Origin of the sequence: Salinisphaera sp. RV14, from assembly GCF_052044135.1 — a bacterium.
In the GTDB taxonomy this organism is placed as follows: Bacteria; Pseudomonadota; Gammaproteobacteria; order Nevskiales; family Salinisphaeraceae; genus Salinisphaera.
In genome coordinates, this window is the sequence record NZ_JBQDYF010000001.1 from 123,796 (window position 1) to 138,416 (window position 14,621).

A 14,621-nucleotide genomic window follows, 5' to 3' on the forward strand; every position below is an offset into this window, starting at 1 on the left:
TGAACGGTCGGCGATTCCGGGTTCGAATTCAGCGCGTGGCGCGTGCAGGCGCGACCGATGGCCGGGCGTTGTTTTGCGGCGGCTGATCAGGACGCTGCTCTGGGGCCTGGCGGCGCTCACGCTGCTGGGCGTGGCGGCGCCGTATGGCGTTGGTTGGCTGCTGGCTGCGCGTTTCGATGCCGTCGTGGCGCATCTCGCGGTGCCAGGCTACCTGCAAGTGGTGCGCCGGACTTTCGATCGCGGTTGGTTCGTCTCGCATGCAACCGTCGTATTGCGCCCGATCGGGCCGCTCTGTCATGCCCAACCCTGCCCGGTGATCGCGCTCGCCAGCCGTATCGATCACGGCCCGCTCGCCTGGGGCGCGGCATCGGTGTCGCGCATGCCGGTGCTGGCGATGGTCAGGACTCACGCCGATCTGACGTCGCTCTGGCCGCATTATGTCTTCTCGCCGGCGCCCGGTCCGCTGACCGTCACCTCACGTATCCGGCTGGACGGCCGCGGGCGGGCGCATCTGTCGCTCAAGGGGATGACCTTCAGTGTCGCCCGTCGAAAGCCGGTGGCACAGGTGGAGACCGCGACCGTATCCGGGGCGCTGCAGTTCGGCTGGCTCGCCCGCCGGATCCATGGCGTGAGCCTGGACTGGCCCTCGTTTTCGTTGGTGCGCCAGTCGGCGGGCCATATCGCCTGGCGCCATCTGCATTTCCAGGCGCACCCGGCACCCGGCGGAGAACTCGCCAACAGTCGATTTACCGCCGATTCGATCACGTTGGACAACGGTCACGGACACGCGACTCGGCTGAGCCATTTAAAATTGGCCACTCGCCGTCCCGCACCGGGCACCACCGCGGTCTCGCTCCATATCGGGAAACTCGTGCTGCCCGACAGCACCCAGGGCACGGTCACTCTCCATGCGCGCCAGCACGGCCTGCATCCGCTGGCCTGGGCCGCACTGCCCGACCGCTGGCGCCGGCTGGGCGGCTGGTCGGGCGGGGCGCTAGACGCCCCCGAACTGTATCACGACATCCTGCCCGGGTTGTTGCCGCCGGGCTCGCAAGTGCAGGTCGGCCGGTTCGAACTCGCCACGCGCGACGGCGCAATCCGGGCTGGCGCACATATCCAGGTGCCACAAGACTTCAAGCCTCCCCGCGATGCGGCGGCGGCGTTGTCTCAGCTGCAGGCACAGCTGCGACTTTCGTTGCCACGGCCCATTCTGCGCCGGTTGCTGGGGCGTACGCTCGGGGCCACGGCCGGCGCGCCGCCCGAGGCGGCCATCGATGCCCGCGTGCAGGCACTGGTGGCGCGCGATCTGATTGTGCCGTCCGACGACGGGCAACGTTACCGCATGCGGCTCGTGCTGGGCGACGGCCGGATGCGGATCAACGGCCGCAATCGCCCCCAATGGCGTGCGCTGGTCGGCCAGTTCGTCGCGGCGGCGCAGGGCCTGTAGTCGACCGGGTCGAAGCCGCCGTAGCGGCTCGGCGAACGGGCGATAACATGATGCGGTGCCGGCTGTTGCGGCGCGCGCATGGGCCGGCCCGGCGCCGTGAGCTGAAATTCGGCCGGATTCGTCTCGGGACGTTGTGCGAAGCGTTATAATCCGGCGTTTCAGACACGGCGCCCACACGCGTCGTTTGCTGGCAAGACGGCATGCAGGGCGCGCATGCGCCCGCCGCGATCCATTCGAACAACACGCCCGCGCAGGGTGCGAATTGCCATGATCCAGAGTCAGACCCGGTTCGACGTCATCGTGGTCGGCGGCGGCCACGCCGGCACCGAGGCCGCCACCGCGGCGGCCCGGGCCGGTGCGCGCACGCTGCTGCTGACCGACAACATTGAAACCATCGGCCAGATGTCCTGCAATCCCGCCATCGGCGGTATCGGCAAGGGCCATCTCGTGCGCGAGATCGATGCGCTGGGCGGGGTGATGGCGCGCGCCGCCGATCGCGGCGGCATCCAGTTTCGTACGCTCAACGCCCGCAAGGGCCCCGCCGTACGCGCCACCCGGGCCCAGGCCGATCGCGCGTTGTACAAGGCGGCGGTGCGCGAGATCGTGGAAAACCAGCCGAATCTGCATCTGTTCCAGCAGTCGGTGGCCGATCTGATCGTCGATGACGGGCATGTCGCCGGCGTAATGACGGCGATGGGGCTGGCGTTTCACGCGCCCACCGTGGTGCTGACCGTCGGCACGTTCCTGGGCGGCACGATCCATGTCGGTGAAAAACGCTTCGGCGGCGGGCGCGCGGGCGATGCGCCCTCCAACGCGCTGGCCGAGCGCCTGCGCGCGCTGGATCTGCCGGTCGGCCGGCTCAAGACCGGCACGCCGCCGCGCATCGATGCCAAGTCGATCGATTATTCGCGGCTGGCCGGGCAGCCGGGCGATACGCCGGCGCCGGTGTTTTCGTTCATGGGCAGCCGGGACGAGCATCCGCGGCAGATTCCCTGCCACATCACCTACACCAATGCCCGCACGCACGAAATCATCCGCGAGCGGCTGCATGAATCGGCGATCTATTCCGGCGCGATCGATTCGGCCGGTCCGCGCTACTGTCCGTCGATCGAGGACAAGGTGGTGCGCTTCGCCGACAAGGACAGCCACCAGATCTTCATCGAGCCCGAAGGGCTGACCGCGGCCGAGGTTTATCCCAACGGCATTTCCACCAGCCTGTCGTTCGCCACCCAGCTGGCGCTGGTGCGCACCATCGAGGGTTTCGAGAACGCGCATATCACGCGTCCCGGCTATGCCATCGAATACGATTATTTCGACCCGCGCGCGCTGAACTACAGCCTGGAAACGAAAGCCATCGGCGGTTTGTATTTCGCCGGCCAGATCAACGGCACCACCGGCTACGAGGAAGCCGCCGCCCAAGGGCTGCTGGCCGGCATCAACGCCGCGCGGGCGGCCGCGGGCGAGCCCGCCTGGTGGCCGGGCCGGCACGAAGCCTATATCGGCGTGCTGGTCGATGACCTGATCACCCGTGGCACGATCGAGCCGTATCGCATGTTCACCTCACGCGCCGAGCATCGCCTGCTGCTGCGCGAGGACAACGCCGATGCCCGCCTGACGCCGGCCGGGCGGGATCTCGGCCTGGTCGACGACGCGCGCTGGTCGGCGTTCACTGCCAAGCGCGATGCCGTGGTCGCCGAACAGGCGCGGCTGGCGGCGATCACCATCAAGCCGCACGATCTTGGCGCGGACCGGGGCGAGGCGCTGCTCGGCGGGCCGCTGAAGGAAGCCACGCCCGCGGCGGAGCTGTTGAAGCGCCCCGGCATCGGGCATGCGGATCTGGCCGGGCTGGCCATGATCGGCCCGGCCAACACGGGCGGGCTGTCGGCCGAAGCCGCGACAGCCGTCGGCGAGCAGGTCGAGATCCAGGCCAAGTACGCCGGCTACATCGCCCGCCAGGCCGAGGAAATCGAGCGCGCCGCCGCTCACGAAGCCACCGTTTTGCCGACGGATATCGAATACAACGCGGTCACCGGCCTGTCCAACGAATTGACGGGCAAGCTCGCCGAGGTTCGCCCGGCGACCATCGGCCAGGCCACGCGTATCCCGGGCATGACGCCGGCGGCGATTTCCCTGCTGCTGGTACACCTCAAGAAATCCGGCGCGAAACTTGCTAAGAGCGCGTAGTCCGCGACCGGGGCAGGTTCAGTGCCTTGCCCGGGTGGCCGGCGCTACGCGTTTCTTTGCTGTAATCTGGCCGGCTGTGGGGCCAGGGATAAAGGGGTTTCATGGGCCGACTTCGCATAATCAGCGTGGTGCTGCTGGGCTGCTTCGGGCTCACGGCCTGCGGCAGCGGCGATAACGCGGGCTTCCCCAACCGCATTCAGCCCGATATCGCGCCCGACGGCACCAAGACGCTGCGCAAGGGCAACGGCGCCGAGCCGCAGACGCTCGACCCGGCCAAGTCTTCGGGCGTGCCGGCCGCGAACATCCTGTATGACCTCGACGAAGGCCTGGTCACCTATTCGCGCCAGGGCGACATCATCCCCGGCGTGGCCAAGTCCTGGGATATCAGTCCCGATCACACCACCTATACCTTTCATCTGCGCCACGATGCACGCTGGTCGAACGGCAAGCATGTGACGGCGCCGCAGTTCGTGTTCAGCCTGCGCCGGGCGGTGGCGCCGAAAACCGCCTCGCCCTATGCGGATATTCATTCGCCGATCGTCAATGCCGCGGCGATCACCAACGGCAAGAAGGATCCCGACACGCTGGGCGTCAAGGCGCTCGACAAGTACACGCTGCAGATCAAGCTCAAGCGCCCCACGCCGTTCTTCCTGAAGACATTGGCGCACCCGAGCAGTTTCCCGGTGTATCCGCCGGCGGTGAAAAAATGGGGCAATGCCTTTACCCAGCCGGCGCATGCGGTCAGCGACGGCGCCTACAAACTGGCGTACTGGCGCGTCAACAACAAGATCGTGCTCGAGCGCAACCCGTACTACCGGGACAACAAGGACACCCACATCGACCGGGTGGTTTATTACCCGATCGGCGATCCGAATTCCGAGCTGTCGCGCTACCAGGCGGGTTCGCTGGATTTCACCAGCACGGCACCGTCATCGAAGCTGGAAACGATCAAACGGCATATCCCGCAGCAGGATCATGCGGTGCCGTATCTCGGTCTGTACTACTTTGTATTCAATCTGACGACCTCGCCGTTCAAGCATCACCCGAAGCTGCGCATGGCGCTGTCGATGGCGCTGGATCGCGGCATCATCACCCAAAAGATACTGCGCGGCGGGCAACTGCCGGCCTACAGCTATGTGCCGACGGTGATGCACGGCTATCAGAGCGTGACCTATCCCTGGGCCAGGCTGTCGCGGGCCAAGCGGCACGCGCTGGCACGCAAGCTCTACCACGAGGCCGGCTACTCCAGGGATCATCCGTTGCACGCGGTATTGCTGTATCCGACCAGCGAGGCCAGCAAGCAGCTGGCGATCGTGGCCACGGCGATGTGGCGCAAGGTGCTGGGCGCGGACATCATCACCCGTAATCAGGAATGGAAGGTGTATCTCAGCACCATTCACAGGCACGATCCCGACGTGAATCTGTTCTTTGCCGGCTGGGTCGGCGATTATCAGGATCCGAACACCTTCTTTTCGATCCTGAATTCGGCCTCGGGCAATAACGAATCGGCCTACGACAACCCGGAATACGACCGGCTGCAGTCCGAGGCCGAACACATACCCGACGGCCCGAAGCGCACCGCCGTGATGCACAAGGCCGAGGCCCTGATCCTCAAGGACAACCCGGTCATTCCGCTGTATTTCCCGGCGGCGCATCACCTGATCAAACCCTATGTAAAGGGTTTCGTGGGCAACCCGCTCGAGGTGTATCTCACGCGGTATCTGGATATCGAGCCCCAGTCCAAAACCGGGGAGAGCGCGCAATGAGCCGCCCGGTGCCCGGCCCGCTATCGATGCTTCTAGGGACGATCTAGATGTTGGCCTATACGATCAAGCGCCTGCTCGGCGCGATCCCGACGTTGTTCATTCTGCTGACCCTGTCGTTCATCCTGGTGCATACCGCGCCCGGCAGCCCGTTTTCCATGGCCCGCCAGATGCCGCCGGAGGTCAAGGCCCATCTGGAAGCCCAGTATCACTTGAACGAGCCGATCTACGAGCAGTACGGGCGCTACCTTCTCAACATCGCGCATTTCGATTTCGGGCCGTCGTATCAGTATCGCGATACCACGGTGAACGACCTGATCGAGCAGGGCTTTCCGGTATCGCTGACCGTCGGCGGTTTCGCCCTGTTGCTGGCCCTGGCGCTGGGGATACCGCTCGGCATGCTGGCGGCGGTGAAACAGAACCGGGCCACCGATTATCTGGCCTCGGCGCTGGCGCTCGGCGGTATTTCGGTGCCCAATTTCGTGATCGCGCCGTTGCTGATTCTGTGGATGGCGGTCGAGAACAACTGGCTGCCGGCCGGCGGCATCGACAGTTGGCAGAGTTATATCCTGCCGGTGGTTACGCTCGCGGCGATGTTCACCGCCTATATCCTGCGCATCATGCGGGCCTCGACGATCGAGGTGCTGCGTTCGAACTACATTCGCACCGCGCGCGCCAAGGGTTTGTCGACCGCCCGCGTATATCTGGTGCATGTGCTGCCGGCGGCGATCCTGCCGGTGGTGTCGTATCTGGGCCCGGCCACGGCGGCGATTCTCACCGGCTCGGTGGTGATCGAGGAGATCTTCGGTCTGCCGGGCATCGGGCGTTTCTTCGTCAACGGCGCGCTCAATCGCGACTACACCCTGGTGCTCGGCATCACGCTGTTCTACGGCGTGATCGTGATCGCGTTCAATCTGCTGGTCGATCTCATCTACGGCTGGCTCGATCCGCGGGTGACGTACTGATGGCGAAATCGAACAAACAAGAGGCGCTCGAGCAAGCCGTCCAGGGCAACAGCCTCGGCCGCGACGCCATGCGCCGGCTGCTGGCCAACAAGGCGGCCATGGCGTCGCTGGTGGTACTCGGCCTGATTCTCCTGGCCGTGATCGTGGGCCCCTGGCTGACGCCCAACAACTACTACAGCCAGGACTACGACGCGATCTGGCAGGCGCCGACCTGGGCGCACGCCCATATCTTCGGCACCGACAGCGTCGGCCGCGATCTGTTCGTGCGCTGCATGATCGGCGGGCGCATCTCGCTCATGGTCGGCATCGTCACCGCGTTCGTGAGTCTGCTCATCGGCGTGACCTACGGCGCCACGGCGGGCTATCTGGGCGGGCGCATCGACGGTTTCATGATGCGCACGGTGGATATCCTCTATGCGTTGCCGTTCATGTTCCTGGTGATCCTGATGGTGGTGTTCTTTGGCCAGAGCCTGTTGCTGATGTTCATTGCCATCGGCGCGGTGAGCTGGCTGGACATGGCGCGCATCGTTCGCGGCCAGACGCTCACCATCAAGCAGCAGCCCTATGTCGAGGCGGCCCGGATGGCCGGGGCCGGCGGCGGCGCCATCATCGCGCGTCACGTGGTGCCGAACCTGCTGGGGCTGATCATCGTCTACGTCACCCTCACGATCCCGCAGGTGATTCTGTTCGAGTCCTTCCTGAGTTTTCTCGGGCTCGGCGTGCAGGAGCCGATGACCTCCTGGGGGGCGTTGATCAACGATGGGGTCGGCGAAATGGGCCGCGCGCCCTGGCTGCTCGTGATTCCGTCGATCTTCCTGGCGGTGACGCTGTTCTGCTTCAACTTCATCGGCGACGGGCTGCGTGACGCCCTCGATCCGAACGATCGGTAGGGGCGATCATGCTGCTTGACGTCCACAACCTGAAGATCGACTTCAAGACCCACGACGGCACGATCGACGCGGTGCACGATCTGTCGTTCTCGATCGAGCGCGGCGAGGCGGTCGGCATCGTCGGCGAGTCGGGGTCGGGCAAGAGCCAGAGCGTGCTGGCGCTGATGGGTCTGCTGGCCGGCAACGCCCGGGTCACGGGCTCGGCGCGGCTGGCGCCGGGCAGCAAAGGCGGGGCGCCGGTCGAACTGCTGGGGGCGAAACCGCGGGTGCTGCGGCGCGTGCGCGGCGCGCGCATCGCCATGATCTTCCAGGACCCGATGACGGCGCTCAACCCGCATCTGAAAATATCCACCCAGATGATCGAGCTGCTGCGCGCGCACCGCGGCATGGGCAGGCGCGCCGCGATGCGCGCCGCCATCGACATGCTCGAAGCGGTGCGCATTCCCGAGGCGGCGCGGCGTATCAAGTACTACCCGCATCAGTTCTCGGGCGGCATGCGCCAGCGCGTGATGATCGCCATGGCGTTGTCCTGCGAGCCGGAGCTGTTGATCGCCGACGAGCCCACCACCGCGCTCGATGTGACCGTGCAGGACGAGATCCTCGAACTGATCGCCGAGCTGCGCGAACGCAGCAACACGGCGTTGTTGCTGATCACGCATGATCTGGGCGTGGTCGCCGGCCAGTGCAGTCGGGCGCTGGTCATGCGCGGCGGCGATCTGGTCGAGCACGGCTCGATCGAAAAGGTCTTCAACGCACCCGAAGCCCAGTACACCCGCGATCTGCTGGCGGCGATTCCGCGTCTGGAAGGCTGAATCCCGGGCTCGCTCCGCGCACTCGTTGCCGTAGCTTGCGGACATTTCGTCCCGGCGGCGCGCGTTGGTCATCCGCGATGCGCCCCGGTGCGCCGCGCGCCGTGAGTGCATGTTTTTCATTCAGGCCCTAAGATCGACGCCGGCCGCCGCGATCGAGGGCGGACATCGTTGGGAATACGGGTGACGGGAATGACCAGCCGGCAGTCGACAGGTGCGCGGGAATCCGGCCGATCGCGGAGCCGGCCGCGATGAGCACGCCCGAGGCGGTGCTGGCCGGCATCGAATTCTGGCTGCCGATCGCGATCGTCGTCGGTAGCGCCGTGACCGCTGCCGCGCATGCCTTGCTGACCCGCGAAACACCGAGCAGCGCCTTCGGCTGGATCGGGATCTCGCTGCTGTTTCCGCCGCTCGGGCCGTTGCTGTACTACATGTTCGGCGTCAATCGCGTGCGCATTCGTGCCCGGCGGCTGGATCGCGCCTCGCGCCACGGGCTGGGCGCGCGCCGGCCGGGCGCGAATGCGGTGCTGCGCGATTATCGCGGCTTCATCGGGCATCGGCGGTTGGGCCTGGCAGCCGCCGGCGATCGCCTGTCCGCCTGGCCGGTGGTCGGCGGCAATCGGGTGGATGTGCTCAACAATGGCGACAAGGCCTATCCGCCGATGATCGAGGCGATCGAGGCGGCCACGGATTTCGTCTATCTGACCACCTATATCTTCGAGACGAACCGGGTGGGGCAGCGATTCATCAAGACGCTGTCACGCGCCGTCGACCGCGGCGTGGACGTGCGCGTGCTGATCGACGGCGTGGGCGAATGGTATGCATGGCCGGGCAAGCGTCCGGTTGGCGAGCTCGAAGCCGCGGGGATTACGGTCGCCCGTTTCCTGCCGCCGCGGCTGTGGCCGCCAGCGCTGCGCCTGAATCTGCGCAATCATCGCAAGATTCTGGTCACCGACGGCGGCATCGCGTTCACCGGCGGCATGAATATCGGGGACCGGCATTTCGTCTCCAGTGCGGGCGGCGTGGCCGACATGCATTTCCGGCTCGCCGGCCCCATCGTGCGCCAGATCGAGGCGGTGTTTTTGTCCGACTGGGCGTTTGCCACCGGGCAGCAGAGCGCGGTCAGCGAGCGCGTGCTGCCGGCGATGGGCCATGCCGCCTGTCGCACGATCGAAAACGGGCCCACCCACGACATCGAGCGTCTGAGCACGCTGCTCGTGACCGCGGTGTCCAGCGCCTATGAGCGGGTGTTGATTGTCACCCCGTATTTTCTTCCGGGCTCGGCCCTGGTGGGCGTGTTGCAGGCCGCGGCGCTGCGCGGTGTCGAGGTTTCGATCGTGCTGCCGGAGCGCAACAACCTGCCGCCGGTGGCCTGGGCGGCGCACCACGATCTGGGCGAACTGGTGGCGCGCGGGGTCCATGTGTACTTCCAGCCGCCGCCGTTCGCGCATACCAAGCTGTTCATCATCGACCACGATTATGCGCTGATCGGTTCACCGAACATCGACCCGCGCAGTCTGCGCCTGAATTTCGAGCTGGCCGTCGAGCTGTTCCACGTCGAAACCATCGCGACGCTGGCCGCACATGTGACCGCCACCATCGAGCGCAGCAAAATGTACACGCACAAGGACGCCACCGCCCGGCGTTTGCCCACGCGCCTGCGCGATTCTTTCTTCTGGTTGTTTTCGCCGTATCTATAGCGCTCGGGCCGTGCGTCGGCGCCTGTGGCCATGGGCTTTTCAGCCCGCCGCGGCCGAATCCGCGCCCGCCAGGGCCTGGCCGAGATCGCGCGGCAGACCGATACACATCTCGACCGGGCGGTGGTCGGAGAGCAGGGTGTCGACCACGCCGGCCCGCTGCACTGGCAGTGAGGCCGAGGTAAGGATATGGTCGATGCCGCGCCGGGGGCGCCAGCTCGGAAACGTGGGCAGCGGCCGGTCGTAGACGCACAGGCCGCTGGCGGCCAGCGCGGGGTCGGCCAGTAGATCGTACGCGCTGCAATTGGTGTCGCCCATGACGATGACATGCGTGTCCTCGGCCACCATGTCGCAGATGGCCGCCAGTTGCTGGCTCCGGCTGCCCGCGCCCAGCGACAGATGGGTGACCACCACGGTCAGCGCGTGCTCCGGCGAGCCGAAGCGCGCCACCAGCGCGCCGCGCCCCGGCAGGCGTCCCGGCAGCTTGTGCTCGGTGACTGAAAATGGCTGGTATCGGCTGATCAACCCCAGCCCGTGCTGGGCCACCCGGCCCAGATCGCGATTGACCTGGACCCGCCAGTAGGCGAAGCCCGCCTGCTCGGCCAGCGCCTGGATCTGGTTCTCGTAGCGGCTGCGGCGGCTGCCGGCATCGATCTCCTGCAGGCCGATGATGTCGTGATCACCCAGCAGATCGGCGATGCGCGCGAGGTTGTCGCGCACGCCCTGGCTCGGCAGTACGTGCCGCCAGCCGCGCGTGACGTACTCGCGATAGCGCTTGGTGCCGACGCCGACCTGCATGTTGAAGCTCAATACGGATAGATCCGTCGGTGCCGCGCGGTTCATGCCTTACCTTGTTGATCGTCACGCTTCGCTGATGGTGGAAGCGACTGTCTGGCCCGGTTCTTGTATGGTGGCCTGCCGATAGCGGTACGCAAGCAATGTTCCGTTCGCGCTCTTCGGGGCCGCATCCGGGTGGGCGCGTATGCCGGGCCAGCGTACCATTCGATGTCTGCCGTTCTTCGCGAGTGCCGCCCCATGCCCAGCCCGCCGGTTCTTTCCGCTTACGATATCAAGGTCCATTTTCCGCTGCGTGCGGACTGGCCCTGGCAGAGCGCCCCGGTACTGCGCGCCGTCGACGGGGCGAGCCTCGAACTGCGGGCCGGGCACACGCTCGGATTGGTCGGGGAGTCCGGCTGCGGCAAGTCGACCCTGGCCCGGGCGCTCACCGGGCTGGCGCCGATCACCGCCGGCACGCTGCATCTGGGCGAGCGCGATATCACGGCCGGTTCGAATCGCGAGTGGCAGGCCCTGCGCCGCGAGGTGCAGATGATTTTCCAGGATCCGCTCGCCAGCCTCGACCCGCGCATGACGGTCGGCCAGATCGTGGCCGAGCCGCTGCGCCATCTGCATCCGGCGCTATCGCGCGCCGAGCGTCGCCAGCGTGTGGCCGAGATGCTCGATCGCGTGGGGCTCACCCGGGCGCAGCTGAACCGCTACCCGCACGAGTTCTCCGGCGGGCAGTGCCAGCGCATCGGTATCGCCCGGGCACTGGTGGTCGAGCCCAGGGTGCTGATCTGCGACGAGCCGGTATCCGCGCTCGATGTTTCCATCCAGGCGCGTATCGTCGACTTGCTCAGGGAACTCCAGCGCGAGACCGGCGTCGCCATGCTGTTCATCGCCCACGATCTGGCCGTGGTGCGCCAGATCAGCCACGACGTGCGCGTGATGTATCTCGGTCGGCTGATGGAACAGGCGCCGGCGGATCAATTGTTCGATGCGCCGCGGCATCCCTATACCAAGGCGTTGCTGTCGGCCGTGCCGCGCCCCGACCTGGACGCCGAGCGCGCGCGTCGGCGTATTCGCCTGCCGGGGGATCTGCCGTCGCCGGCCGATCCGCCTTCGGGCTGTGTGTTTCGGACGCGCTGCCCCTGGGCGCAGGCCGATTGCGCCCGTGAGGTGCCGCAGGCACGTCCGTTGCGCGGCGGCGTGGTGGCTTGTCATCACGCCGAGTCGATTGACCGGGCCGCGGCCGCCTGAGGCGTGCGTATGCGACGGTTCATTGCCCGGCGGCGAACGACGTTGGCGTGGGGCCTCCTGACCGCGGTGCTGGCCCTGGCATTGCTGGTCGTGTTGTGGTGGCCGCGCTGGTTGGCCCGGCATGGCGCAGGCTGGACGCATGCCCCGGAGGACGCGGCCTGGGTGCTGCCGGCCGCCTCGCAGAAGCTGATCAAGCAGGCGTTTGCCGGCACCGACGGTCACGCGGTGGTGGATCATGGCGTCGGGATCGTATCGCGCGGGCAGCTGTCCGGGCCGAATTTTGCCAACGACAGCCAGGAACGGGGCCATGGCGTGCCGGCGATCGGCGTATGGCTGTCGCGGATGCTGCGCGACCGCGCCGCCGGCATCGTCAGCGACGATACCGCCGATGCCGACTATATCTCGCGCCTGCTGCGCCAGATACGTGCCATGCCGAAGCCGTATCGCGCCGAGATCACCGGCCGGGCCGGCGTGTTCGACAAGCAGGGCGCGCCGCTGGACGATCAGTCCGAGCCGATGGTGTCGAATCGTTATGTCGCCTGGCTTGCCAAGCGCGCGCCGAAAGCGCTCGTGGCCGAGGTGTCGATTCACCCGCGCCAGCCGGATGCACTGGCCGCGATCAAACGCTGGGCCAAGGCCGGGGTCAAGGACGTGCGCTGGTGGCCGGTCGCGCAGCGGATCAACCTGGATGGCAAGGCCGCGAAGGCGGTCTACAAGGTAATGGCCGCGCACCACATGCGTCTCGATGTGGCCGTGGGCCAGCTGCGCCGCCCCGATCACGATCCGGCCTGGGTGGCGCCGGCGGCGGTCGAGCCGGCGCTGGCGGCCGGCGTCGCCGTAAGGCTGCGCCTGGGCGGCGCGACCGGCGGCGGTGGCCAGCAGCTGATGCCGGCCCTGTTCGCTCTTTTGCGCCGCCACGGCCAGACCAAGCCGGCGCTGACGATAAGCCTGGCCGGCCTGTTGACCGGGAATCGGCCGAAGACCGAACTGGAGCCGCTGCTTCAGCATCCCCAGTTTTTCGGCCATCTACGCTACGGCAGCGCCTATCCCGCGATTGCGCGGGCGGATGCCATCGATCTGGACGCATTGGCCGGCGCCGGCTTCATCACCCGCGCCGAGGTCGCGCCGTTGCGCGCGATCTACGACGTCAACCCGCTGCTGTTCGCGCTGGTCGTGATGCGTCGCGTGCATCTGCCCTACACGACGCTGCGTTTTCCGGCCTCGGTGTTCACCGCTGGCGGCGATTGAACACCCGAACCATCGGCGCGACACGAAAAAAGCCGGCCATGCGAACACGACCGGCTCGATGCACACGCGCGGACCGGCGTGCAGCCGACCCGCTACGATCAGCGGTTATATTTTAGAAGCGACGCGGGCCGCGGGGGCGATCATCACGCGGACGGGCTTCGTTGACACGCAGCGAACGACCCTGCAGGTCCTTGTCGTTCATGCCTTCGATGGCCTGGCGGGCCGCGTTGTCATCGGACATTTCTACGAATCCGAAACCGCGCGAACGCCCGGTCTCGCGATCCATGATGACCTTCGCGGAAGACACTTCTCCGAACGCCTCAAAGGCGGTGCGCAGGTCGTCGTCCGTGGTGTTCCACGACAGGTTGCCGACGTAAATATTCATCTGGACTGATCCTAGCTAACAAACGTGTGTCATTACTTTAAAACCGTCCGGACTCGTCAATGACACCAAAACTAAGACCAACGGAATGTGGCACGAAGCCACCTTGATCGAAGTCTACCGCTTTTGCAGCGCACCGCAATACCCGTTTGGGTCAAAGGCGACTGGCAATCGCCCGCACGGCGTCGCGGCCGGCAACGTGCGAGCCACGCGCTGCGATGGACCGCCGAACCAAACGAGCGGCGGCAACAGGCTCCCGGGGCATGCGCCGCGATGGCTGGTGGCCCATATCGCTGACGCTGTGTCGTGCGATACAGCGACCCGCGCTATGGGTGCGGGCAGTTCGGATGATGGCCGGCCTGCTCGTATAGCTGCATCGCCTTGTTCATATGCGCTTCCAGCGCCTGGATCCGGTTGTTGTTCGACGGGTGCGTCGAAAGAAACTGATTGGGCTGCTGGCCATGCGACGCGGCCGTCATGTTGCGCCACAGCTTCACCGACTGGCGAGGGTCGAAGCCGGCCCGGGCCATGAGTTCCAGCCCGATGAGATCGGCCTCGCTTTCCTGGGCGCGCGAGAACGGCAACAGAATGCCGACCTGGGCGCCGACGCCGAGTGCGGACATGATGGCCTGGCTGCCCGCGCCGGAGGCCCCGCCGAGCGCGGCGGACAGCACGGACAGGCCGCCTTGCGTGGCGTATTGTTCCGACATCCGTTCGTTGGGGTGGCCGGCCAGAACGTGGCCGACTTCGTGGCCGATCACGGCGGCGAGCTGGGCGCCGTTCCGGGTGACCGGCAGCAGCCCGGAGTAGACGCCGATGTTGCCGCCGGGCAGGGCGAAGGCGTTGATCTGCTTCGACTTGAACACCGTGACATGCCACGGTCCATTCGTGGCCTTGTCGACGCCGGGCACCGACGTGATGGCGCGGGCGACGCAATCGACGAAGCGATTGTCGGCGGCGTTGTGGTCGATCGGCGTCTTCTGCTTGAGCTCGGCATAGCTCTGGCCGCCCATGGCCGCCATTTTCCGGGCGCCGAACAGCTTGAGCTGGCTGCGCCCGGTCGGCGATGTGGTGCAGCCGACAAGCGCGACCGTAAACAGGACGATCACCAGCAGGCGGTGCATCGGACGGGTCATGGGCTCGGCGTTGAATGACTCGGTAGTCAAAGATTACCAGCGTCTGCTGAACTGCCGGTGTCC

The 14,621-nt window shown here is 66.5% G+C and carries 12 protein-coding genes; 9 read left to right on the forward strand and 3 right to left on the reverse strand.

What is annotated here, in order from left to right; translation table 11 throughout:
* Positions 1-73 precede the first annotated feature (73 nt).
* The 7 genes from ACS8Y6_RS00580 (at position 74) to ACS8Y6_RS00610 (ending at position 9,758) form a co-directional block, all read left to right on the forward strand.
* Entirely contained in the window at positions 74-1,447 is a 1,374-nt protein-coding gene (locus ACS8Y6_RS00580; protein WP_440854809.1) for a DUF945 family protein, read from the forward strand.
* 270 nt (positions 1,448-1,717) lie between these two features.
* On the forward strand, positions 1,718-3,631 hold the full coding sequence (gene mnmG, locus ACS8Y6_RS00585) for a tRNA uridine-5-carboxymethylaminomethyl(34) synthesis enzyme MnmG (protein WP_440854933.1): 1,914 nt from the start codon (positions 1,718-1,720) through the stop codon (positions 3,629-3,631).
* A 101-nt stretch (positions 3,632-3,732) separates the two neighbouring features.
* Positions 3,733-5,397 (forward strand): peptide ABC transporter substrate-binding protein, encoded by a 1,665-nt coding sequence (locus ACS8Y6_RS00590; RefSeq protein WP_440849566.1) that lies wholly within the window; start codon positions 3,733-3,735, stop codon positions 5,395-5,397.
* A 47-nt stretch (positions 5,398-5,444) separates the two neighbouring features.
* A complete protein-coding gene (locus ACS8Y6_RS00595; protein WP_440849565.1) occupies positions 5,445-6,359 on the forward strand; it encodes an ABC transporter permease in 915 nt (304 codons plus the stop codon).
* Positions 6,359-7,249 carry an ABC transporter permease subunit gene (locus ACS8Y6_RS00600; protein ID WP_440849564.1) on the forward strand — a complete coding sequence of 297 codons (891 nt, stop codon included), beginning with the start codon at positions 6,359-6,361 and terminating at the stop codon, positions 7,247-7,249. Before ACS8Y6_RS00595 ends, ACS8Y6_RS00600 begins: the two co-directional genes overlap by 1 nt.
* An 8-nt stretch (positions 7,250-7,257) precedes the next feature.
* Entirely contained in the window at positions 7,258-8,061 is an 804-nt protein-coding gene (locus tag ACS8Y6_RS00605; protein ID WP_440849563.1) for an ABC transporter ATP-binding protein, read from the forward strand.
* A 248-nt stretch (positions 8,062-8,309) separates the two neighbouring features.
* On the forward strand, positions 8,310-9,758 hold the full coding sequence (locus ACS8Y6_RS00610) for a phospholipase D-like domain-containing protein (RefSeq protein WP_440849562.1): 1,449 nt from the start codon (positions 8,310-8,312) through the stop codon (positions 9,756-9,758).
* A 39-nt stretch (positions 9,759-9,797) separates the two neighbouring features.
* On the opposite strand, the gene ACS8Y6_RS00615 is transcribed toward ACS8Y6_RS00610, so the two are convergent.
* Positions 9,798-10,598, reverse strand: coding sequence for an endonuclease/exonuclease/phosphatase family protein (locus tag ACS8Y6_RS00615; protein WP_440849561.1), 801 nt, complete (start codon positions 10,596-10,598; stop codon positions 9,798-9,800).
* Between the two features lie 192 nt (positions 10,599-10,790).
* Here ACS8Y6_RS00615 and ACS8Y6_RS00620 point away from each other — a divergent pair, with 192 nt between their 5' ends.
* Both ACS8Y6_RS00620 and ACS8Y6_RS00625 read left to right on the forward strand, forming a co-directional pair.
* Positions 10,791-11,792, forward strand: coding sequence for an ABC transporter ATP-binding protein (locus tag ACS8Y6_RS00620; protein WP_440849560.1), 1,002 nt, complete (start codon positions 10,791-10,793; stop codon positions 11,790-11,792).
* Positions 11,793-11,801: 9 nt separating this feature from the next.
* On the forward strand, positions 11,802-13,040 hold the full coding sequence (locus ACS8Y6_RS00625; RefSeq protein ID WP_440854810.1) for a hypothetical protein: 1,239 nt from the start codon (positions 11,802-11,804) through the stop codon (positions 13,038-13,040).
* A gap of 112 nt (positions 13,041-13,152) precedes the next feature.
* Here the strand turns inward: ACS8Y6_RS00625 and ACS8Y6_RS00630 are convergent, their stop codons facing one another.
* Together ACS8Y6_RS00630 and ACS8Y6_RS00635 are read right to left on the reverse strand one after the other, a co-directional pair.
* Positions 13,153-13,425 (reverse strand): RNA recognition motif domain-containing protein, encoded by a 273-nt coding sequence (locus ACS8Y6_RS00630; RefSeq protein WP_109992817.1) that lies wholly within the window; start codon positions 13,423-13,425, stop codon positions 13,153-13,155.
* Positions 13,426-13,748: 323 nt separating this feature from the next.
* Positions 13,749-14,558, reverse strand: a complete 810-nt coding sequence (locus ACS8Y6_RS00635; RefSeq protein WP_440849558.1) for a M48 family metallopeptidase — start codon at positions 14,556-14,558, stop codon at positions 13,749-13,751.
* Positions 14,559-14,621 lie beyond the last annotated feature (63 nt).